This window comes from Cellulomonas humilata (genome assembly GCF_030814415.1).
Taxonomy (GTDB): Bacteria; Actinomycetota; Actinomycetes; order Actinomycetales; family Cellulomonadaceae; genus Cellulomonas; species Cellulomonas humilata_A.
The window spans coordinates 874,860-896,517 of sequence record NZ_JAUSVB010000002.1; the positions used below are offsets into that span (position 1 = coordinate 874,860).

Annotated in this window: 19 protein-coding genes; 8 read left to right on the forward strand and 11 right to left on the reverse strand. The window is 72.9% G+C overall.

Annotated features, from left to right (window positions below):
• Positions 1-89 precede the first annotated feature (89 nt).
• Positions 90-2,363 (forward strand): formate C-acetyltransferase, encoded by a 2,274-nt coding sequence (gene pflB, locus J2X26_RS10050; RefSeq protein WP_307491899.1) that lies wholly within the window; start codon positions 90-92, stop codon positions 2,361-2,363.
• Complete coding sequence (pflA, locus tag J2X26_RS10055; protein WP_307491901.1) at positions 2,360-3,232, forward strand: pyruvate formate-lyase-activating protein; 873 nt, start codon at positions 2,360-2,362, stop codon at positions 3,230-3,232. Before pflB ends, pflA begins: the two co-directional genes overlap by 4 nt.
• Here the strand turns inward: pflA and J2X26_RS10060 are convergent.
• The 7 genes from J2X26_RS10060 to J2X26_RS10090 form a co-directional block, all read right to left on the reverse strand.
• Positions 3,229-5,334 carry a 3-hydroxyacyl-CoA dehydrogenase NAD-binding domain-containing protein gene (locus tag J2X26_RS10060; RefSeq protein WP_307491902.1) on the reverse strand — a complete coding sequence of 702 codons (2,106 nt, stop codon included), beginning with the start codon at positions 5,332-5,334 and terminating at the stop codon, positions 3,229-3,231. The genes pflA and J2X26_RS10060 overlap by 4 nt on opposite strands.
• Positions 5,331-6,575 carry a thiolase family protein gene (locus J2X26_RS10065; RefSeq protein ID WP_307491904.1) on the reverse strand — a complete coding sequence of 415 codons (1,245 nt, stop codon included), beginning with the start codon at positions 6,573-6,575 and terminating at the stop codon, positions 5,331-5,333. Before J2X26_RS10065 ends, J2X26_RS10060 begins: the two co-directional genes overlap by 4 nt.
• A 121-nt stretch (positions 6,576-6,696) precedes the next feature.
• On the reverse strand, positions 6,697-7,989 hold the full coding sequence (locus J2X26_RS10070) for an HRDC domain-containing protein (protein WP_439897834.1): 1,293 nt from the start codon (positions 7,987-7,989) through the stop codon (positions 6,697-6,699).
• A 91-nt stretch (positions 7,990-8,080) separates the two neighbouring features.
• Positions 8,081-8,596 carry a response regulator transcription factor gene (locus J2X26_RS10075; protein WP_307491905.1) on the reverse strand — a complete coding sequence of 172 codons (516 nt, stop codon included), beginning with the start codon at positions 8,594-8,596 and terminating at the stop codon, positions 8,081-8,083.
• Positions 8,597-8,667: 71 nt separating this feature from the next.
• Positions 8,668-9,252 carry a DUF3000 domain-containing protein gene (locus J2X26_RS10080; RefSeq protein ID WP_307491907.1) on the reverse strand — a complete coding sequence of 195 codons (585 nt, stop codon included), beginning with the start codon at positions 9,250-9,252 and terminating at the stop codon, positions 8,668-8,670.
• A 98-nt stretch (positions 9,253-9,350) separates the two neighbouring features.
• Positions 9,351-9,560: a YbdD/YjiX family protein gene (locus tag J2X26_RS10085; protein WP_307491909.1), complete on the reverse strand. Its 210-nt coding sequence runs from the start codon at positions 9,558-9,560 to the stop codon at positions 9,351-9,353.
• The gene (locus J2X26_RS10090; protein ID WP_307491910.1) at positions 9,557-11,809 is read right to left on the reverse strand and encodes a carbon starvation CstA family protein; all 2,253 of its coding nucleotides are present in this window, start codon (positions 11,807-11,809) and stop codon (positions 9,557-9,559) included. Before J2X26_RS10090 ends, J2X26_RS10085 begins: the two co-directional genes overlap by 4 nt.
• A 254-nt stretch (positions 11,810-12,063) precedes the next feature.
• On the opposite strand from J2X26_RS10090, the gene gndA reads away from it, so the two are divergent.
• Together gndA and J2X26_RS10100 are read left to right on the forward strand one after the other, a co-directional pair.
• On the forward strand, positions 12,064-13,518 hold the full coding sequence (gene gndA, locus J2X26_RS10095) for an NADP-dependent phosphogluconate dehydrogenase (protein ID WP_307491911.1): 1,455 nt from the start codon (positions 12,064-12,066) through the stop codon (positions 13,516-13,518).
• Entirely contained in the window at positions 13,515-14,774 is a 1,260-nt protein-coding gene (locus J2X26_RS10100; protein ID WP_307491913.1) for a carboxylate--amine ligase, read from the forward strand. The genes gndA and J2X26_RS10100 overlap by 4 nt, the downstream gene beginning before the upstream one ends.
• Before the next feature lie 27 nt (positions 14,775-14,801).
• Here J2X26_RS10100 and J2X26_RS10105 read toward each other — a convergent pair whose 3' ends face one another.
• Entirely contained in the window at positions 14,802-15,929 is a 1,128-nt protein-coding gene (locus J2X26_RS10105; RefSeq protein ID WP_307491914.1) for a sensor histidine kinase, read from the reverse strand.
• Between the two features lie 4 nt (positions 15,930-15,933).
• Positions 15,934-16,593, reverse strand: coding sequence for a response regulator transcription factor (locus tag J2X26_RS10110; RefSeq protein ID WP_307491915.1), 660 nt, complete (start codon positions 16,591-16,593; stop codon positions 15,934-15,936).
• A gap of 167 nt (positions 16,594-16,760) precedes the next feature.
• Here J2X26_RS10110 and J2X26_RS10115 point away from each other — a divergent pair, with 167 nt between their 5' ends.
• The 4 genes from J2X26_RS10115 to J2X26_RS10130 are packed head-to-tail and all read left to right on the forward strand — an operon-like array spanning position 16,761 to position 20,324.
• A complete protein-coding gene (locus tag J2X26_RS10115) occupies positions 16,761-17,369 on the forward strand; it encodes a hypothetical protein (protein WP_307491917.1) in 609 nt (202 codons plus the stop codon).
• Positions 17,366-18,403: a peptidoglycan-binding protein gene (locus J2X26_RS10120; RefSeq protein ID WP_307491918.1), complete on the forward strand. Its 1,038-nt coding sequence runs from the start codon at positions 17,366-17,368 to the stop codon at positions 18,401-18,403. Before J2X26_RS10115 ends, J2X26_RS10120 begins: the two co-directional genes overlap by 4 nt.
• On the forward strand, positions 18,400-19,092 hold the full coding sequence (locus J2X26_RS10125; RefSeq protein WP_307491920.1) for an ABC transporter ATP-binding protein: 693 nt from the start codon (positions 18,400-18,402) through the stop codon (positions 19,090-19,092). Before J2X26_RS10120 ends, J2X26_RS10125 begins: the two co-directional genes overlap by 4 nt.
• Complete coding sequence (locus J2X26_RS10130) at positions 19,089-20,324, forward strand: ABC transporter permease (RefSeq protein WP_307491922.1); 1,236 nt, start codon at positions 19,089-19,091, stop codon at positions 20,322-20,324. Before J2X26_RS10125 ends, J2X26_RS10130 begins: the two co-directional genes overlap by 4 nt.
• Before the next feature lie 56 nt (positions 20,325-20,380).
• Here J2X26_RS10130 and J2X26_RS10135 read toward each other — a convergent pair whose 3' ends face one another.
• Positions 20,381-20,866: a hypothetical protein gene (locus J2X26_RS10135; RefSeq protein ID WP_307491923.1), complete on the reverse strand. Its 486-nt coding sequence runs from the start codon at positions 20,864-20,866 to the stop codon at positions 20,381-20,383.
• Entirely contained in the window at positions 20,863-21,657 is a 795-nt protein-coding gene (locus J2X26_RS10140) for a dihydrofolate reductase family protein (protein ID WP_307491925.1), read from the reverse strand. The genes J2X26_RS10135 and J2X26_RS10140 overlap by 4 nt, the downstream gene beginning before the upstream one ends.
• Position 21,658: the final 1 nt, after the last annotated feature.

Below are 21,658 nucleotides of genomic sequence, written 5' to 3' on the forward strand. Positions count from 1 at the left end.
CTCCCAGACTTAGGGCCTTTCGTCCCGAGACATGGGATCAATTCCTCCGTAGCGTCGAGTGCATCGACCACCGTCGGAGGAGCACGCAGATGTCCACCAGCACCCTGTCCCGGAACGTCCCCACCGAGCCCGCGATGCAGCCGGCGTGGCGTGGCTTCGCCAGAGGGTCCTGGACGGACGAGATCGATGTGCGGGACTTCATCCAGCGCAACTACACGCCGTACACCGGCGACGCCTCCTTCCTCGCCGGTCCCACCCCGCGTACGACCGCGATGTGGGCGCGGCTGACCGCGATGTTCCCGGCCGAGCGCGCGCGCGGCGTCCACGACGTCGACCCGCACACGCCGTCCACGATCACGTCGCACGAGCCCGGCTACATCGACCGCCACAACGAGCTGATCGTGGGTCTGCAGACGGACGCGCCCCTCAAGCGCGCGATCATGCCCAACGGTGGCTACCGGATGGTCGAGAAGGCGCTGGAGACCTACGGGTTCGCGCCCGACCCGATCGTCGGCGAGATCTTCACCAAGTACCGCAAGACCCACAACGACGGCGTCTTCGACGTCTACCCGCCGGACGTGCGCGCAGCGCGCTCGGCGCACCTCATCACGGGCCTGCCGGACGCCTACGGGCGCGGGCGGATCATCGGCGACTACCGTCGCGTCGCCCTGTACGGGGTCGACGCGCTGATCGCCGGCAAGCGCAAGGACCGCGCCGAGCTGGACCGCGAGCGCTCGTCGGAGCACGTCATCCGCGACCGCGAGGAGAACGCCGAGCAGATCCGCGCGCTGGGCGAGCTCAAGACCATGGCCGCGTCGTACGGGTACGACATCTCCGGTCCGGCGACGACCGCGAAGGAAGCCGTCCAGTGGCTGTACTTCGCCTACCTGGGCGCCGTGAAGGAGCAGAACGGTGCGGCGATGTCGCTGGGCCGTACCTCGACGTTCCTCGACGTGTACCTGCAGCGCGACCTCGCCGCGGGCCGGCTGACCGAGCAGGACGCGCAGGAGCTGGTCGACGACCTGGTGATCAAGCTCCGTATCGTGCGGTTCCTGCGCACCCCCGAGTACGACGAGCTGTTCTCCGGCGACCCGACCTGGGTGACCGAGTCGATCGGCGGGATGGGGGAGGACGGCCGGACGCTGGTCACCAAGAACTCCTTCCGGTACCTGCAGACCCTCTACAACCTGGGCCCGGCCCCCGAGCCGAACCTCACGGTGTTCTGGACCGAGCGGCTGCCCGACGGGTTCAAGCGGTTCTGCACGCAGGTCTCGATCGACACGTCGGCCCTGCAGTACGAGTCGGACGACCTCATCCGTGAGTCGTGGGGGGACGACGCGGCGATCGCCTGCTGCGTGTCGCCCATGCGCGTCGGCAAGCAGATGCAGTTCTTCGGCGCCCGGGTCAACCTGGCCAAGGCCCTGCTGTACGCGATCAACGGCGGCCGTGACGAGCTGACCGGCAAGCAGGTGGCTCCCGCCGCGCCGGCCGTCGTCGGTGACGTCCTCGACTACGACGACGTCGTGGCCAAGCTCCACGTGATGCTCGACTGGCTCGCGCAGACCTACGTCGACGCGCTCAACTGCGTGCACTTCATGCACGACAAGTACGCGTACGAGCGCCTCGAGATGGCGCTGCACGACCGCGAGGTGCTGCGGACGATGGCGTGCGGGATCGCCGGGCTGTCCGTCGTCACCGACTCGCTCTCGGCCATCAAGCACGCCGGCGTCCGCCCGGTGCGGAACGCCGACGGCCTGGTCACCGAGTACACGGTGGACGGCGAGTTCCCCACGTACGGGAACGACGACGACCGGGCCGACGACATCGCAGTCTGGCTGGTCGAGACCTTCATGGCCAAGATCCGTCGCACCCCCACGTACCGCGACTCGATCCACACCCAGTCCGTGCTGACCATCACCTCGAACGTGGTCTACGGGAAGTCCACGGGCTCCACGCCCGACGGGCGTCGCGCCGGTCAGCCGTTCGCGCCGGGGGCCAACCCGATGAACGGCCGGGACTCGCACGGGATGCTTGCCTCCGCACTGTCGGTCGCGAAGATCCCCTACGCCGAGGCCATGGACGGAATCTCCCTGACGTCGTCGGTGGTACCGACGGGCCTCGGGCGCACGCGCGACGAGCAGGTGACCAACCTGGTCGGTCTGCTGGACGCGTACATGATGTCGTCGGGCTACCACCTGAACATCAACGTGCTGAACCGCGAGACCCTCGAGGACGCCATGGAGCACCCCGAGGACTACCCGCAGCTGACCATCCGGGTGTCTGGCTACGCCGTGAACTTCGTGCGGCTCACCCGCGAGCAGCAGCTCGACGTCCTCTCGCGGACGTTCCACGGCTCGGTATGACCACCACGACCACCCAGGTGCACGACGTGGCTCCGTGGCCGACCGTGCACCTGGGTCTTCCCCGAGCGAGGTCCGGCACGGCCGGTCTCTCGTCGGTCGAGCTCGACCACTCCGCGCGCATGGCTGCCGTGCGCGCGGGGAACCTCGGGTCGGTGCACTCCTGGGAGCTGGTCACCGCGGTCGACGGGCCGGGCACGCGGCTGACGGTGTTCCTGGCCGGTTGCCCCCTGCAGTGCCTGTACTGCCACAACCCCGACACCATGCAGATGCGGCGCGGGACCGACGTGACGGCCGACGAGATCCTGGCGCGGGTCGCCCGGTACCGGACGGTGTTCGCCGCGACCGGTGGCGGGCTGACGATCTCGGGCGGTGAGCCCCTGATGCAGCCGGCGTTCGTCGCGCGGCTCCTGCGCGGGGCGAAGGCCATGGGCGTGCACACCACGGTGGACACGTCCGGGTTCCTGGGCAGCCAGTGCTCCGACGAGACGCTGGCGGACATCGACCTCGTGCTCCTGGACATCAAGTCCGGGCTGCCCGACACCTACCGCCGTGTCACCGGGCGGGCGCTGCAGCCGACGCTGGACTTCGGGCAGCGGCTGCGCGAGAGCGGTACGCGCACCTGGGTGCGGTTCGTCCTGGTCCCCGGCCTGACCGACGCGCCGGAGAACGTCGAGGCGGTCGCGGACCACATCGTCGCCCTCGGCGACGTCGTCGAGCGCGTCGAGGTGCTGCCGTTCCACCAGATGGGCCGCGACAAGTGGGACGAGCTGGGGATGCGGTACGAGCTGGAGGACACGCAACCCCCGACCCCGGAGCTCGTCGAGCGTGTGCGCGCGACGTTCCGGGACCGGGGGCTGAGCGTCTTCTAGACGGCGGGGACGTTCGCGACGCCGTCAGGCAGGATCCGGCGGCCGAGCACGCGCTCGGAGTAGCCGGTGCGGTCCAGGTACGGCGTGAGCCCACCGAGGTGGAAGCCCCAGCCGGCGCCCAGGATCATGCACAGGTCGATCTGCTGCGGGGTGGCGACGACGCCCTCCTCGAGCATGTGCCCGACCTCGACGGTGAGGGCGGTGAGCACGCTGTCGAGCACACCGGCCTCGTCGAGCGGGGTGCCCGACGTCTCGCTGAACGCCGCCTGGATGGCGGGGTCGACCGGCTTGGGCAGACCCTTCGCCTTCGCGGGCAGGACCACCGTCGTGCCCTCGGCGACGAGCTTCTCGAGGCCGGGGGAGCGCGGGAACCGGTCGCCCAGCTCCTCGCGCAGCGACGTCAGGACGTGCAGACCGACGGCGGGACCGACGAGGTCGAACAGCTCGAACGGCGGCATGGGCAGGCCGAGCGGCCGCAGCGCGCGGTCGGCGACCTCGACGGGCGTGCCCTTCTCGACGGCGTCGACGATCACGCCGAGCAGCAGGACGAGCAGCCGGTTGACGACGAAGCCCGGCCGGTCGGCGACGAGGACGGCCGTCTTGCGCAGCTTGGCCGCGACGGCGAACCCGGTGGCCAGCGCCTCGAGAGACGTTCGCTCGGCCTGCACGACCTCCACCAGCGGCATCGCGGCCACGGGGTTGAAGAAGTGCAGCCCGACGACCCGCTCGGGGTGCTGCAGGTCGGCCGCCATCGCGGTCACCGACAGCGCGGAGGTGTTCGTCGCGAGGATCGTCGTCGGGGAGATGACGGTCTCCAGCTCCGCGAACACCTTCTTCTTCAGGTCCAGGATCTCGGTGACCGCCTCGATGACGAGGTCGCAGGTCGCGAACTCGGCGAGGTCGGTGGTGCCCTGGATCGAGCCGATCAGCCGCGAGGCGGCCGACTCGCTCATGCGGCCCGTCGACGTGAGGCGCTCGACGGAGGACCGCACCGCGGCGAGGCCCTTGTCGACGCGCTCCTGGTCCAGGTCGCGCATGACGACCGGGACGCCGAGGCGCTGCGCGAACAGCATCGCGATCTGCGCCGCCATGAGCCCGGCGCCGACGATGCCGACCCGGGTGACGGGCTGCGCGAGCGACCGGTCCGGGGCGCCGACGGGCTTCTTGCCGCCGGACACGAGCCCGAACGCGTACACGGAGGCGCGCATCTCGTCGCTCATGATCAGGTCGGCGAGCGCCTCGTCCTCGGCCGCGAAGGCCTCCTCACGCGACGCGGTGCGAGCGGCGGCGACCAGGTCGAGCGCGCGGTACGGCGCCGGCCGCGAGCGGTTGATGACCGCGTCGAGGCGCTGACGTGCCGCCGCGACGACGCCGTCCCAGACCTCGGCGCTGTCGAGCTCACGACGCGGGACGACGACCTCGCCGGTCACCACGCGGGCAGCCCAGCGGATGGACTCCTCGAGGAAGTCGGCCGGGTCGAGGACGACGTCCATGAGGCCGATCGTCGTGGCCTCTACCGCGGCGAACGGCTTGTTCGCCGCGGGCCGCGTGAGGATGACGTCCAGCGCCTTCTCGATCCCGACGAGCCGCGGCACGATGTAGGCGCCGCCCCAGCCGGGCACCAGGCCCAGGCCGGTCTCCGGGAGCGCGAGGGCGCGGACGTCGGACGCCACGGTGCGGTAGTCGCAGTTCAGCGCCAGCTCGAGGCCGCCGCCCAGGGCGACACCGTTGACGAACGCGAACGTCGGGACGCCCATGGAGTGCAGCAGCTCGTAGGCCTGGTGGCCGCCCTGACCGAGCCCGAGCGCTCCCTCGCGCCCGGGGACGGTCCCGATCTGCGTGAGGTCCGCACCGGCAGCCAGGTAGTACGGCTTGCCGGTGACGGCGACGGCGGCGACCTCGCCGGCCGCGACGCGCGCCTGGACGGCGGTGAGCGTGGCGGTCAGCTCGGCGATGCCGAGCGGGCCGAGCGTCGTCGGCTTGGTGTGGTCGAGGCCGTTGTCGATGGTGACGAGCACCAGCGTGCCCGCGCCGCCGGGCAGGGTGACGTCGCGGGCGATGGCGTGGCTGACGCGCTCCGCGCGAGGAGTCTCGGTGCTCACTTGCTGTCCCCCTCAAAGGGCTCGTAGTCGGCGTGGTGCGGGTTCTCCCAGATGACGGTCCCGCCCTGGCCCAGGCCCACGCACATCGTGGTCAGGCCGAACCGGACGTCCGGGTTCTCCTCGAACTGGCGGGCCAGCTGCGTCATCAGGCGCACGCCCGACGAGGCCAGCGGGTGACCCACGGCGATCGCGCCGCCGTACTGGTTGACGCGGGGGTCGTCGTCGGCGATCCCGAACGCGTCGAGGAACGACAGCACCTGGACCGCGAACGCCTCGTTGATCTCGAACAGGCCGATGTCCTCGATGGACAGGCCTGCGCGGTCGAGCGCCTTGACGGTGGCCGGGACCGGGCCGATGCCCATGATCTCGGGCTCGACGCCGGCGTACGCGAAGGAGACCATGCGCATGCGCGTGGGCAGGCCCAGCTCGGCGGCGGTCTCCTCGGCGGCGAGCAGGCAGGACGCGGCGCCGTCGGTCAGCGGAGCGGCGGTGCCGGCGGTCACGCGGCCACCCGCGCGGAACGGCGTGGACAGCTTCTGGATCGCCTCGACGGTGGTGCCGGGGCGCGGAGGCTCGTCGGCAGTGGCCAGGCCCCAGCCGTTCTCCGGGTCGCGCAGCGCGACGGGGACCAGGTCGGGGTCGATCTTTCCGGCGGCCAGCGCCGCGGCGTACTTGTCCTGGCTGGCGACGCCGTACGCGTCGGCCCGCTCCCGCGTCAGTGCGGGGAACTTGTCGTGCAGGTTCTCGGCCGTGACGCCCATGTTCAGGGCGTCGTTGGCGACGAGCCGCTCGGACAGGAACCGGGGGTTCGGGTCGGCGTCGAAGCCCATCGGGTGGTGCCCCATGTGCTCGACGCCGCCGGCCAGGGCCACGTCCTGCGCACCGAAGCCGATCGCGGCCGCCGTGTTCGTCACGGCGGTCATCGCGCCGGCGCACATGCGGTCGATCGCGTAGCCGGGCACGGACCGGGGGAGTCCGGCCAGCACGCCGACCGTGCGGCCGAGGGTCAGGCCCTGGTCGCCCTGCTGGGTGGTCGCCGCGATGGCGACCTCGTCGATGCGCTCCGGCGGGAGCTCGGGGTGGCGGCGCAGCAGCTCGCGGATCGTCTTGACCGACAGGTCGTCGGCGCGGGTGTGGGCGTACAGCCCGTCCTTGCGCGCGCGACCGAACGGGGTGCGGACCCCGTCGACGAAGACGACGCGGCGGACCAGTGCTGCGGGGCGGGGAGATGCGGTGGGCATCGAGCCTCCAGGGCGGGACGGCGGTGTCCGACGAGCACGCGAGAGCGGGCCCGCGACGGCCGACGCTACCCGGGTCTCCCGGGCAGGGCCAGCCATAAGTTACTCCAGAGTAACACTGGCGTCAGGACTGCGGGAGGGCCTCGAACGCGTCCGCGAGGCGCTGCGCGACCAGCTCGATCTGCCACGGTCGGGCGCCGCCCGAGCGCAGGAACCCGGAGATCCCCTCGGCGTCGAGCACCGCAGGCGGCGTCCAGCACAGCCGGCGCAGCAGGTCGGGCTGCAGCAGGTTCTCCGCCGGCACCACGTGGGTCGTCGAGAGGTCGGTGACCACCTCGCGCGCCGCGACGAGGCGTGCGGCGGCCGCCGGGTCCTTCTCGGCCCACGCGCGCGGCGGCGGCGGGGCGTCGCTCTTGGGCCCGCGCACCGACGGGAGGTCGGCGTCCGGTGTCGCCAGGCCGCGGTCGACCGCCGCCTGCCAGAGCGCAGCCCGACGGCGCGTGCCCTTGCCGGCGAACGCCGGGAGCGCCGTCAGCTCCGGCACCGAGCGCGGGAGGGCCTGCGCCGCGGCGACGATCGCGTGGTCGGGCAGGACGCGGCCGGGGGAGATGTCGCGGGTGCGCGCGTTCTGGTCGCGCGTGAGCCAGAGCTCGCGGACGACCGCCAGGCGACGCGCGTCGCGGATCGCGTGCAGACCGGAGACGCGCCGCCACGGCTCGACCCGGGGTGGCGGCAGCGGTGCGGTGCGGACGGCCTCGAACTCCTGCGCGGCCCACTCGGCCTTGCCCGCGACGGCGAGGCGTTCGGCCAGCACCTCGCGCAGCTCCACGAGCACCTCGACGTCGAGCGCGGCGTACCGCAGCCACTCGGACGGCAGCGGGCGGGTGGACCAGTCGACCGCCGAGTGCTCCTTGGCCAGTCCCAGCCCGAGGGCGTCGGCCACGACGGCGGCCAGTCCCACCCGGTCCAGCCCCAGCAGCCGTGCGCCGAGCTCGGTGTCGAACACCCGGCTCGGCTTCAGTCCCTGCTCGGCAAGCCCGGGCAGGTCCTGCGACGCGGCGTGCAGGACCCACTCGACGCCGACCAGCGCGGCGGACAGCGCCGAGAGGTCGGGCACCGCGATGGGGTCGATGAGGGCCGTGCCGGCACCCTCGCGCCGCAGCTGCACCAGGTAGGTCCGCTGGCCGTAGCGGTAGCCGGAGGCGCGCTCGGCGTCGACGGCGACCGGTCCGGTGCCCGCTCCGAACGCGGCGACGACCGCGGCGAGGGCCTCGGGCGTCTCCACGACGGGTGGGATGCCCTCGGCCGGCTCGGTGAGCATGGTGATCTGGGGGAGCTCGACGTCGACCTCGGGATCCGGGGTCGGAGGCGGCACAGGGCCCACGGAAGGGGCGCCGGCGGTCACCTCAGGTCGCATGAGGACCACGGTAAGCGACGACGCCGACGCTTCTGTGCAGGCCGCGCGGGCGCCGAGGTACTTCCGGTCCGACCGCGCCTGTACACGCAGGTCAGGCGAGCACGCCGCCGCGGATGGAGATGGCGACGAGCTCCGCGCGGTCGCCCGTGCCGAGCTTGCGTGAGATCCGGGCCAGGTGGCTCTTCACGGTGAGGGCCGACAGTCCGAGGTCCTCACCGATGAGGCGGTTGGTCCGCCCGTCGGCGACGAGCTTGAGGACGCTGATCTCCCGCGCGGTCAGGTCGGGCAGCGGCGGCGGGGGAGCGGCGGCGACGGCGGCGCGCTGCAGGCTCGGTGCGGTCGAACCGGCGACGACGCCGCGGAGCCCGCCCTGGAGCAGGATGCCGAGCTCGGGACGGCTGGCGCGGCGGGTGAGCACCACGACGCGCGGGGCGCCGCGGCGGCGCAGGTTCCGCACCAGGGGAGCGCCGTCTCCGTCGGCGACCTCGGTCACGACGACGCACATCTGCTGCGCGGACGGCGGCGGGGTGCGCGTGCCGGGCACGGCGGGCCTGAGCTCAGGCCGTCGGGCCGGGGCCAGGTCGCGTCGCAGAGGCTCGATGGTCACGTGCCAGTCATCGGCATCGTGACCCGTCGACTTGAGCCGGATCCTGTGTGGTGGCCCCCCCGAGCCTGCGATCAGCGCCTTGGCCCGAAGGCGATGACGCCGTCGGGCAGTGGTTCGAGTCCTGCTGCGGTGCACAACAGGGTCCCCCAGGCCTGGAGGTGGCGGCCGAGATCCTCGTCCGCTGCGGTCCACGAGGCGCGGATCTCCAGCTCGGTCTGCTCGGAGCGACGCTCCAGGGCGCCGAAGCTCTGGGACAGCACCCGGGTGACCGTCCCACCGGCGGCGTGCGCGTCGAGACCCGAGCCCTCCAGCGCGTCGGTGAACCAGGTCCAGGCCACCTCCGCGAGCATGGGATCCGCGCCGACCTCGGCCTCGAGCGTCGCCCGCACGAGCGTGACCAGCCGGAACCGGCCCTCCCAGGCCTCCTGCCCCGCGGGGTCGTACAGGACGACGAACCGACCGGACGCGAGCTCGGCGGCGGCGACGGACCGTCGGGCCGTGCGCACCTCCGCGGTCAGCGCAGCGGAGAAGGGGGCGATGCGGGCCGGACCCGGTACCTCGTCGAGAACGACCTCGGGGCGGACGGTCACCCGGCGCAACGAGCGCAGCGCGTTGACGAACTCGGCGGGGACGTCCTCTGGACCAGCGGGTGTCACGCCCTGGAGCGTACGGCTGGGGGAGTCTGTACGCGTGTCCGGCACGCCGCTCGCGCAGCGCGTTCGCGCGCATGTTCGCGGCGTCGGGCGCCGCTCGCTCAGCAGCACCGGGCCCCCGGGTGGGCGTCCTGGTCCGCGTGACGTGCGCGCCAGTACGCCGCCTCCGAGCCGGGGTCGGTGCCGGGGTGCACCCGTGCGACGTGCGCGACGTAGCGCGCGTAGTCGTGCTCGCCGAGGAGCGCGGCCGTGTACCACCGCACGGCACGGCCGGTCCGGGTGAGCGCATGCAGGGCACGACGTGCGTTCACGTTCCCGCTCCCGTCACCGTGCGCTCGCGCTCTCGCGCATCCCAGAGCGCCTGGACCTCGCGCTCGGCGGCCGTGGGGATCATCCCGCGCGGCGCGAAGATGCGCGAGGGCTCGTCCGGCTCCTCCGAGGTGGGCAGCCCGCCGGCGCGTACCGACCGCACCATCACGACGACGCCGACGGCCGCGACGATCAGCACCAGGACGGCGAAGATGATCGACAACGTCCCCTGGATGGCGGTGTTGCGGATCACCGCGTCCATCGCCTCGGGAGACGTGGCGACACCGAAGGTCTCCTCGCCGGCGGCCTTGGCGTCCTGGAACGCCCGGTGCTGCGCCCAGTACCCGATGCGCGGCTCGCTGGAGAAGATCTTCTGGAACGACGCGGTCATCGTCACCGCCAGGTCCCACACGAGAGGGACGGCGGGGATCCACACCCAGCGGTAGAGCTTCTTCTTGACGACGACGACCGTCACGACGGTGAGCGCGACGGCGGCGAGCAGCTGGTTCGCGATCCCGAAGAGGGGGAAGAGGGTGTTGATCCCGCCGAGCGGGTCGGTGACCCCCATCAGCAGGATCGCGCCCCAGAGGACGACGACCACGATCGAGCAGATCCAGGCACCGACGCGCCACGACGGGTCGCGGAACCTGCGCAGAGGGCCGCCGATGTTGCCGAGGCTGTCGGAGAGCATGAACCGCGCGACGCGTGTGCCCGCGTCGACCGTCGTGAGGATGAACAGCGCCTCGAACATGATCGCGAAGTGGTACCAGAACGCGGCGAGCCCGGTGCCGCCGAAGACGGAGCTGAGCACCTGCGACATGCCGAACGCGAGCGTCGGCGCACCGCCGGTCCGGGAGACGACCGACTCCTCGCCGACCACCTCGGCGGCGCGCTCGATCTCCCCGGCCGTGATGGGCGGCCCGCTGAGGCCGAGACCATTGACGTACTCGGCCGCCGTCTCGGGCGTGCCGCCCGTCGCGCCCGCTGGGGCGTTCATCGCGAAGTAGAGGTGCTGGTCGATGATCACCGCGGTGATCAGAGCCATCACGGCGACGAACGACTCGGTGAGCATCGCGCCGTACCCGATGGGCCGCGCCTGGCTCTCCTTCTCCAGCAGCTTCGGGGTGGTCCCCGACGCGATGAGCGAGTGGAACCCGGAGAGCGCCCCGCACGCGATCGTGATGAACAGGAACGGGAACAGCGTGCCTGCGAACACGGGGCCGTCGCCGCGGAGCGCGAACGACGACACGGCGGGCGCCTGCACCTCCGGCCGCGCGACCACGATGCCGACGGCGAGCAGGATGATCACCCCGACCTTCATGAAGGTCGACAGGTAGTCCCGCGGGGCGAGGAGCAGCCACACCGGCAGCACGGACGCCGCGAAGCCGTAGGCGGCCAGCCACCAGGCGAGCGCGACCGGGCTCAGCGTGAACCAGTCCTGCCCCCACGCCGTCTCGGCGACCCAGCCGCCGGAGACGATCGCGAGCAGGAGCAGCGCCACGCCGATGACCGTGACCTCCGAGACCCGCCCGGGACGCAGGAACCGCAGGTACACGCCCATGAACAGTGCGATCGGGATCGTCATCGCGATGGAGAACACGCCCCACGGGCTCTCTGCCAGGGCGTTGACCACCACGAGCGCCAGGACCGCGATGATGATGATCATGATGACGAACACGGCGACCAGCGCGGCGACGCCCCCGAACCGCCCGAGCTCGTCGCGCGCCATCTGACCGAGGCTGCGCCCACGGCGTCGGACCGAGATCGACAGGACCAGGTAGTCCTGGACGGCGCCGCCGAGGACGCAGCCGACGACGATCCAGATGGTGCCCGGCAGGTAGCCCATCTGCGCCGCCAGCACCGGGCCGACGAGCGGCCCCGCACCCGCGATCGCGGCGAAGTGGTGCCCGAACAGCACCCGCCGGTCGGTGGGCATGAAGTCCTTGGCGTTGTCGTGCAGCTCGGCCGGCGTCGCGCGGTCGTTGCGCGGGCGCACGATCTTCGCCTCGACGAGCCGCGAGTAGAACCGGTACGCGATCACGTACGTGCAGACGGCGGCGAACACGATCCACACGGCGTTGATCTGCTCGCCGCGAGCCAGCGCGACCACCGACCACGCGACGGCGCCGATCAGGGCGATCACGGTGAACAGCACGCGACGCGACGCGGGCATCGGCCCCTGTTCCAGGACGGCGACCGGTGGGAGGTCCGGGTCGGTCCGGATCGGCTCGGTCTGCGTGCGCGCGACCATGGCTGCCCCCTTCGGCGTCGTCGTCGAGAGATCGACGCTACGCGCGGCGCACAGCCCCGCAACCGGGACCACACGGCGTCCGTCTCGCGGTCCGGCACGCCCACCCTCGCCTGTGCGCACCGGACTAGGCTGATCGCGCACCCAGAACCCCCGGACGTCGCCCTGCCCGACCTGCGCCCGCACGTGCCCCCCACGTGCCGGGCGCCGTCGCGGACGCGAACGAGCCGGGCCGTCGATCGAAGGAGCTCTCCCGCATGGTCGCCTCAGGAACCGCCACCGGAACCGCGCAGATCGGCGTCACGGGGTTGGCGGTGATGGGCCGCAACCTCGCCCGGAACTTTGCACGCAACGGCTTCACCGTGGCGATCCACAACCGCTCGTACGCCAAGACCGAGTCGCTCGTCGCGGACCACGGTGACGAGGGCGTGTTCGTCCCGTCGGAGTCGGTCGAGGACTTCGTCGCGTCGCTCGCGCGGCCCCGCAAGGTCGTCGTCATGGTCAAGGCCGGCGGCCCGACCGACGCCGTCATCGACGAGCTGGTGCCCTTCCTGGAGGAGGGCGACATCGTCGTGGACGCCGGCAACGCGCACTTCCCCGACACGATCCGGCGCGAGGCCGCGCTGCGCGAGAAGGGCCTGCACTTCGTGGGCTCGGGCGTCTCTGGCGGCGAGGAGGGCGCGCTGCTCGGCCCGTCGATCATGCCCGGCGGCACCAAGGAGTCCTACGAGTCGCTCGGCCCGATCCTCGAGAAGATCTCGGCCAAGGTCGACGGCGTGCCGTGCTGCACGTACGTGGGGCCCGACGGTGCCGGCCACTTCGTGAAGATGGTGCACAACGGCATCGAGTACGCCGACATGCAGCTCATCGCGGAGGCGTACGACCTGCTGCGCCAGGGGCTGGGTGCCTCGGCGGCGGAGATCGGGCAGATCTTCGCCGACTGGAACACGGGCGACCTCGAGTCGTTCCTCATCGAGATCACCGCGGACGTCCTGCAGCACGTCGACGCCGAGACGGGGTCGGCGTTCGTCGACATCGTGCTCGACCAGGCGGAGCAGAAGGGCACCGGACGCTGGACCGTGCAGAACGGTCTCGACCTCGGGGTGCCGATCACCGGCATCGCGGAGGCCACGTTCGCCCGTGCGCTGTCCGGCTCGGTGCCGCAGCGCTCGGCCGCGGTCGGCGTCCTGCAGGCCCACACCACCGCGTGGGACGTCACCGACCGTGACGCCTTCATCGAGGACGTCCGGCTCGCGCTGTACGCGTCCAAGGTCGTCGCCTACTCGCAGGGCTTCGACCAGATCGCGGCCGCCAGCGCGGAGTTCGGCTGGGACATCGACCGCGGCGCCATGGCCCGCATCTGGCGGGGCGGCTGCATCATCCGCGCGCGCTTCCTCGACCGCATCACCGAGGCGTACGAGCGCGACGCGCACCTGCCGCTGCTGCTCGCCGACGAGTACTTCACCGGTGCGGTCGGCAACGGCGTCGAGGCGTGGCGTCGGATCGTCGCGGGTGCCGCGCTGCACGGCGTGCCCACCCCGGCGTTCTCGTCGTCGCTCGCGTACTACGACGGTGTCCGCGCCGAGCGCCTGCCCGCCGCCCTGATCCAGGCGCAGCGCGACTTCTTCGGCGCGCACACCTACCGCCGCACCGACAAGGACGGCACCTTCCACACCACCTGGTCGGGCGACCGCTCCGAGCAGACCGCGTGAGCGACGGATCCTCGGCTGCAGCGGCCTCCGGGCCGCTGCAGCCCGTCATCCTGGGCGCCGACATCGGCGTGTACGCCCTGGCCCGCTCGTTCCACGAGGCCTACGGCGTCACGTCGGTCGTCGTCGCCGGTGCTGCCCTCGGGCCCGTCGCCCACTCGCGCATCGTCCGGCACGAGATCGTCGACGACGGCCACGACCCCCGCCAGCTGGTGGACCGGCTCGTGGCGGTCGCGCAGTCGATGCCCGACCGACGGCTGCTGCTCATGGCCAACTCGGACTGGCTGGTCCGCGTGGTCGTCCAGCACCGCGCGCTGCTCGAGCAGTACTACGTGGTCCCGTTCCTGTCCGAGCACCTGCTCGACCAGATCTCGGACAAGGCCACCTTCGCGCAGATCTGCGACGACCTCGGCATCTCGGTGCCGCGGACGCTCGTGCAGGAGTTCGGCTCCGCCGAGCCGTGGGAGGCCGTCGAGGTCGACCTGGAGTACCCGCTGATCGCGAAGGCGGCCAGCAGCGCCGACTACCAGGACGTCGAGTTCGACGGCAAGAAGAAGGTCTTCGAGATCGCGACGCCCGAGGAGCTCGCGTGGCTCTGGGACGCGTTGCGGACGGCGGGGTACCGCGGCCGGTTCGTCGTGCAGGAGCTCGTGCCGGGCGACGACACGCAGATGCGGTCGATCACCGCGTACGTGGACACCCGCGGCGAGATCACCCTGCTCGCCTCGGCGCACGTGCTGCTCGAGGAGCACACGCCGTCCGGGCTCGGGAACCCGGCAGCGATGATCACGTACCGCGACGACCCGATGCTCGCGCAGGCGCGGACGTTCCTCGCGTCGACCGGGTACCGGGGGTTCGCCAACTTCGACGTGAAGGTCGACCCGCGGACGGGCCAGTTCCGGTTCTTCGAGGTCAACCCGCGCATCGGCCGGAACAACTACTACGTGACCGCGGCGGGGGCCAACCCGATGCGGTTCGTGGTCGAGGACGCCGTCGAGGGCCGGTCGGTCCCGCCCGTGGTCGTCGACAAGGAGATCCTCTACGCGGTCGTCCCGCACCGGCTGCTGCTCCGGTACGTGCGCGACCCGCAGCTGGCCGCGCGGGTGCGGCGGCTGATGAAGGCGAAGGCGGTCGCGCACCCGCTTTCGTACCGCGGTGACCTGTCGCCCCGCCGACGTCTGTACGTCTGGATGGCGCTGGTCAACCAGGTCCGCAAGTTCCGCCGGTACTACCCGGAAGTGACCTCGACGGGGTTCTGAGGCAGTGACCGGCGCACCGAGCGCCGGTCACTGCGTCGGCAGCCTCAGCTCGGTGACGAGACCGCCATCGGTTCGCGGCGTCAGGACGAGCACGCCTCCGTGGTGGTCGGCGACTGCCCGGACCACCGTGAGCCCCAGCCCGACGCCGCTGACGGCCGCGGTCCGGTCGGCCGCGGCGCGTCGGAACGGGAGCACGAGGTCCGCGGCGGCCTCCGGCGGCACGACGGGGCCGGTGTTCTCGACGGTCACCCGGGCGGTGCCCGGCTCGACGGTCAGCGCGACCCTGACGCGACCGCCCGGCACGTTGTGGTGCGCGGCGTTGTCCACCAGGTTCGCGACGGCGCGGGCCAGCAGGTCGGGCTCGCCGGGCACCGTCGTGGCCACGAGGTGGACGTCCCAGGCGAGCCCGTCGTCGGGCGTGCGGACCTGCTCGATGGCGTCGGCGACCGCGGCCCGCAGATCCACCGCGCTGGGCGGGCCGGTCGCCTCGCCTGACTGTGCGCGGGCGAGCACCAGCAGGGCGTCGATGGTGCGGGCCGCCCGCCGGCTCTGGTCGAGCGCGGTCGTCGCGGCGGCGCGCAGCTCGCCTGCCCCCGCGTCGGGGTCGGCGAGCGCGACGTCGAGCGCGGCCTGCTGGTTGGCCAGCGGCGTGCGCAGCTCGTGGGACATGGTGGCCACGAGGCGTCGCTCCGAGGTCACCGTGCTCTGCACCCGGCCGAGCAGCTCGTCGAACGTGTCGGCGAGCGCGCGCAGCTCGTCGCGTGGGCCGCCCAGGGCGATGCGTTCGTCGAGAGAGTCGGCGGAGATGCGCCGCGCACGGGCGGTGATCGTGTGCACGGGGGCGAGGAGGCGGCCCGCGACGAGCCAGCCGATGCCCACGGACACGACCGTGACGAAGGCCAGGGCGAACCACGAGCTCTGCGCGAGCTGAGCGGTCTCGTCCGAGTCGTCGTCGTCGGGCCCCGTGACCACGCGCTCGGGCGGTGGGGCCTCGGCGTCCGCTCCCGGTGTCCGCTGCGTCGTCGCGCTGCCGGACTGCACCTCGCCCCGCGTGACCAGCCCGTAGACGAGGGTGAGCAGCACTGCGCCGGACACCGCGATGATGACGGTGTACGCGATGGTGAGCCGCCAGCGGACGCTCAGCGACCGCCTCACGCGATCACGCCATCACTCGATACCCCGCGCCGCGGAGCGTCTCCACGAGCGGGGGGTCGCCGAGCTTCCGGCGCAGCCCGACCATCGTGACCCGGACGGCGTTGGTGAACGGGTCGGCGTTCTCGTCCCACACCCGTGCCAGGAGCTCCTCGGCGGACACCACGGCGCCGGCGGCCCGGATCAGCTCGACGAGGACGCCGTACTCCTTGAGCGTCAGGTCGACCGGCCGGTGGTCGCGCGTCACGGCACGCCGTGCGACGTCCACCCGGAGGCCGGCCGCCTCGAGGACGGGTGGTTGCGCAGGCGCGGTGCGGCGGGCCAGGGCCTGCACGCGGGCGAGCAGCTCCGCGAACGCGAACGGCTTGGCCAGGTAGTCGTCGGCGCCGAGCCCGAACCCGTCGACCTTCTCCTGCAGCCCGCCGGCGGCGGTGAGCATGAGGATCCTGGCGGGCGACCCGGACGCAAGGAGCGCGCGGCACACGTCGTCCCCGTGCAGCACCGGCAGGTCGCGGTCGAGCAGCACCACGTCGTACGGGTTGAGGGTCGCGAGCTCGAGGGCCGTGCCGCCGTCCATGGCGACGTCGGCGGCGTAGCCGGCTCGGCGCAGGCCCCGGGCCAGGGCGTCGGCCATCACCTCTTCGTCCTCGGCCACGAGCACCCGCACCGCACACCTCCGTCCCGGCCGCACGTGGGCGGTCCGCGCAGCATCGGTCCTGCCGTGTTCAGCCAGCGTAAGGGCGGGAGCCCACGACGGGTCAGGACCCAACGCCGGCCGAACCGGCGGCGCGATGGGCTGGGGCGGTCAGCCCGACCACGACGAGGAGAACCACCATGAGCCCCCTACCTCCCACCCCACCGCCCGCCGGCCGACGCCAGCGCGTCGTGTCGGCCCTCGCGGCCGTGTGCCTGCTCGGCGCGGTCGCCGCGTGCACGCCGACGCAGGGCCCCCTGCTGCCCGGCGCGGGCGGAGCGACGTCCGGGGCACCGTCACCGTCCTCGACCGTCCTCGCCCCCGAGGACGCGATGCTCGCCTGGGCGCAGTGCATGCGCGACCACGGCGTGGACGTGCCCGACTCGACCGACGGTCACTATCGGCTAGGGGACGCCGAGGGCATCACGCCCGGGCAGGCCGAGGCTGCGGATGACGCCTGCGAGCCGTGGCAACGGATGGCCGAGTCGGGTGCGGGCTCCGAACCCCTGACCGCGGAGCAGAAGCAGTCGTTCCTCGACCACGCCCAGTGCATGCGCGACCGCGGCTGGGACATGCCCGACCCGACGTTCGACGGCGGACGCGTGGAGTCGGAGTTCCGGCGCGGCGCGGAGGCCGGCGCAGGCGCCCCCGCACCGGACGACCCCCAGTTCCAGGGGGACATGCAGGAGTGCCTCGTCGAGGCGGGCGTCGAGGCGCCAGACGGCTCGAGCGACGGGCAGGAGAGGTGACGACGTCACGCCGCATCGCCGGCCTGGCCGTCGTGCTCGTCGTGTCGCTGGCCGCGTGCAGTGCTCCGTCGGGCGCGGCCGATCCGTCCGCGACGCCTGCCGCGTTCACCACCCGCACGGTCGCACGGACCGACCTCGTGTCGACCACGACGGCGAGCGGCGAGGTCGGCCACGGCACGGCGACCGCCGTCGCCGCACGTGTGCCCGGCACGCTGACATGGCTCGCCCCCGTCGGGTCCACGGTCGCGAACGGACGGCCCGTGTACGCCGTCGACGCCCGGCCGGTCGTCCGCCTACCGGGGGCTTCCCCGGCGTGGCGTGACCTCGGCCCCGCGTCCGACGACGGCATCGACGTCCGCCAGCTCGAGCAGGCGCTCACGGATCTCGGGCACACCGCCGGACTGGACCTCACGGTCGACGAGGACTGGACATCGGTCACGAGCGCCGTCGTCAGGCGGTGGCAGAAGTCCCTGGGCGTCGCGGCGACGGGCACGGTCCGGCTCGGCGACGTGATGTTCACGCCGCAGGACGTCCGCATCGACGAGCACCTGGCCGACCTCGGCGCGCTCATCGAGCCCGGCGCGCCGGTGCTCTCTGTCGGCGCGACGCAGCGCCTCATCACCGTCGCACTGCGGACCAGCCAGGCCGCTCTGGCACCGGTCGGCGCGACCGCGTCCCTGACGCTGCCCGACGGGACGGCGACGGCCGGCACGGTCACGGCGACGGCGGTCGTCACCGTCGACGAGCAGCCGCAGCTCCGGGTCACGATCACTCCGACCGACGCCCTCGTCGACGGGCTGGTGGAGGGCGCTCCCGTCGAGGTCGGTCTGGACCAGACCGTCGCGACCGACGTGCTCGTGGTGCCGGTGACGGCCCTGGTCGCGCTGGCCGACGGTGGCTACGGCGTGCAGAAGGTGCTCGCGGACGGCACCTCGCAGTACGTCACGGTGACGACCGGTGCGTTCGCCGGGACGTCCGTCGAGGTCTCCGGCGACGACGTCGCCGTGGGCGACGAGGTGGTGGTGAGCCCGTGAGCGTCCTCGACCTCGTCGACGTGACGAAGACGTACAGCAGCGGCGCGTCGGCACTGACCGTGCTGCACGGCATCGACCTCGCGGTCGAGGCGGGCGACTACATGGCGGTCGTCGGGCCGTCGGGATCGGGCAAGTCGACGTTGCTGCACGTCATGGGCGCGCTCGACCGGCCGACGGCGGGCCGGGTGCGGCTGGTCGGCGACGACGTGACCGTGCTGTCCGACGCCGCGCTGTCCCGGGTCCGGGCCGTGCGTCTCGGCTTCGTGTTCCAGCAGTTCTTCCTGCTGGACGGCCGGTCGGCGCTCGAGAACGTGGCCGACGGGCTGCTCTACCAGGGCGTCCGCCGGCCTGAACGGCTGCGCCGGGCGCGGGCGGCCCTGGACCGGGTGGGGCTCGGCGACCGCGTCCGGCACACCCCGACGGAGCTGTCGGGCGGGGAGTGCCAGCGCGTCGCCGTGGCCCGGGCGCTCGTGCACGCGCCGCAGATCCTGCTGGCGGACGAGCCGACCGGGAACCTCGACCAGGCCTCCGGGGCGGCGGTGCTCGAGCTGTTCGACTCGCTGCACGCCGACGGCGCCACGATCGTCATCGTCACGCACGACGAACGCGTCGCCGGCCGGCTCCCGCGGGTGGTCTCGATGCGCGACGGTCGCGTCGAGCACGACACGTGCCCGGGGGTGGCGGCATGACCCGCACGGAGGTCGGGCTGCCGCCGGTCGTCCGTGCCGAGACGCCGGTCGTCCGCCGCATGTCGCTCGCCGACCTCCTCCGGCTCAGTGCGCGGGGCCTCACGGTCCGCCCGGGCCGCACCGCCCTGTCCGCCCTGGGCATCGCGATCGGGATCACCGCACTGGTCGGAGTGCTCGGGCTGTCGGAGTCGTCGCGCGCCGACCTGCGCGCCCAGCTCGACGCGCTCGGCACCAACCTGCTCACGGTCGCTCCGGGGCAGGGGCTCCTCGGCGACGAGGGCACGCTGCCCGACGTGTCGGTCGTGATGATCGCCCGCATCCCCACCGTCACCGCGGCCTCGGCCGTCCGGGCCGTCGACGTCACCGTGCGCCGGTCCGACAGGGTCCCCGAGAGCCAGACCAGTGGCATCTCCGTGGGCGCGGCCGACCTCGACCTGCTGGACGCGGTGGCCGCGACGGTCCGGGAGGGGCGGTGGCTCGACGCGGCGACGCAGCGTTACCCGGCAGTCGTGCTCGGGGCGACGGCCGCACGACGGCTCGGCATCGGTCCGCTCGCCGACGGCGTCGACGTGTCGCTCGGGGGCCGCCCGTTCACGGTCGTCGGGATCCTCGACCCGGTGGTCCTCGCTCCCGAGCTCGACGAGACCGCGCTGGTCGGGACGACCGTCGCGCACACGCTGGTGGACGACGACCTCCCGCCGTCCGCCGTGTACGTGCGCGTCGAGCCGGACCAGGTCGTCGCTACCCGGGCGGTGCTGGGTCGCACGGCCAACCCCGCCGCCCCCGACGAGGTCCGGGTGTCCCGTCCGTCCGACGCTCTCGCCGCCGGGGCCGTCGCCGACCGGTCGTTCACGCTCCTCGCGCTCGGCCTCGGGGGTGTCGCGCTGCTCGTCGGCGGCGTGGGCATCGCCAACGTGATGGTCGTGTCGGTGCTGGAGCGGCGCCGCGAGATCGGCGTGCGGCGGGCGCTCGGCGCGCCGCGGAGCTCTATCGGCAGCCAGTTCTTCATCGAGTCGGTGCTGCTGTCGCTGCTCGGCGGGGTGGCCGGCGTCGTGCTCGGTGTTGCCGTGACCTGGGTGTTCGCCACCGGCCAGGGGTGGGCCGTCACGGTCCCGTGGCTGCCGGTGCTCGCAGGCCTGGCTTGCTCGCTCGCCGTGGGGTCGGTCGTCGGCCTCTACCCGGCACTGCGCGCGGCGCGCGTGCCGCCGACGGAGGCGCTGCGGTCGGTCTGAGGTGACGCAACGACGGGCGGCACACCCCCGGAGGGTGTGCCGCCCGTCGTCGTCCGTCAGCCGAGCTCGCTGGTGCCTGCGTACAGGTGCAGGACGGGGACCTGGAGCTCCTCGCGCGCCCGGGAGGCCCAGTCGCGGTGGAAGGTGTCCTCGACCGCGTGCGGGTAGGTGACCACGGCCACCTCGACCACGTCACCGTCGGCGACGGCGGCCTTCAGGGCGGGCAGCGGGTCGTCGTCGACCACCGAGCCGGTGGCCTCCCGCCCGGCGGCGACGAACGCCGCGATGCTGCCGGCCAGCTGTTCGTCGGCGGTCGCCTTCGCCTCGTGCGACGACGGCTCCTTGCCGAGCGCGCGGTGCCAGGCTTCCTTGAGCTCGCCGAGGCTGAGGTTGTCGATGATCGTCGAGACGAGGGGGCGGTCCGTGTCCGCCGGGACGAGCACGCGGTATGCGTACGTCTCGCCCTCGTGCAGGGCGAGCAGCTTCTCGACGTCGGCGCTGGCGAGGGTGTCCTCCGTGAGGACGATGATCGTGTCGGTCACGCGCCGAGCCTAGCCACCTGCCAGCGCCCCAGCAGCACGCCGTCCGCATGCAGGAGGTGCGTCAGGGTCAGCGCGCGTGCCGGCGCGAACCACGTGGGCAGGTCGGTCACGCGACCGGCGGGTCCGCCGACCAGCTGCGGGCTCCACGTCAGGCAGAGCTCGTCGACCAGGTCGGCGTCCACCAGCTGGGCCAGCAGGGTCGGACCACCCTCGGCCAGGACGTGCACCAGCCCGCGGTCGGCGAGCGCCGTGATGACCGTGCGGGGGTCGACGGCGCCGGGTGTGCCACCGTCCGCGACGACCACCCGGTCGTCGCCGAGACGTGCGCGGAGCGCGTCGAGCGACGGGGCCGAGGCGGTGGTGAGGACGAGCGGGGGTCGGTCGGTATCGAGCAGGGAGTCCGGCAGCTCGCCGCTGGCCGTGACGACCGCGAGCTCGAGCGCGTCGGGACGACCGAGCGCCGCGCGCGCCGCCCGGAGCTCGGCGGGGACCTCGAGCGGCGTGTAGCGCTCCGCCCGGACCGTGCCGGCGCCGACCAGGACCACGTCCGCCAGCGCGCGCAGCACGCGGAAGACGCGGAAGTCCGCCGGCCCGTTGATCGAGCCGCTCAGCCGGTTGGCACCCGTCGCCGCGCCGTCGACCGTGCTGACCATGTTGGCGCGGACATGCACCCCGGTCATGGGGCCGTCCGCGAACAGGGCGATCAGCTCGGCCTCGTCGGACCGTGGCGCGAGCAGACGCGCCGACGCGTCGGCGGGGAGCAGGACGTCGAGCGCGGGCAGGTCAGGCACG

Bases quoted from the DNA above. Each gene is read 5' to 3' on its own strand.
- pflB (WP_307491899.1), top strand. From the start codon at position 90: ATGTCCACCAGCACCCTGTCCCGGAACGTCCCCACCGAGCCCGCGATG.
- pflA (WP_307491901.1), top strand. From the start codon at position 2,360: ATGACCACCACGACCACCCAGGTGCACGACGTGGCTCCGTGGCCGACC.
- J2X26_RS10065 (WP_307491904.1), bottom strand. From the start codon at position 6,575: ATGCCCACCGCATCTCCCCGCCCCGCAGCACTGGTCCGCCGCGTCGTC.
- J2X26_RS10070 (WP_439897834.1), bottom strand. From the start codon at position 7,989: ATGCGACCTGAGGTGACCGCCGGCGCCCCTTCCGTGGGCCCTGTGCCG.
- J2X26_RS10090 (WP_307491910.1), bottom strand. From the start codon at position 11,809: ATGGTCGCGCGCACGCAGACCGAGCCGATCCGGACCGACCCGGACCTC.
- gndA (WP_307491911.1), top strand. From the start codon at position 12,064: ATGGTCGCCTCAGGAACCGCCACCGGAACCGCGCAGATCGGCGTCACG.
- J2X26_RS10115 (WP_307491917.1), top strand. From the start codon at position 16,761: ATGAGCCCCCTACCTCCCACCCCACCGCCCGCCGGCCGACGCCAGCGC.
- J2X26_RS10130 (WP_307491922.1), top strand. From the start codon at position 19,089: ATGACCCGCACGGAGGTCGGGCTGCCGCCGGTCGTCCGTGCCGAGACG.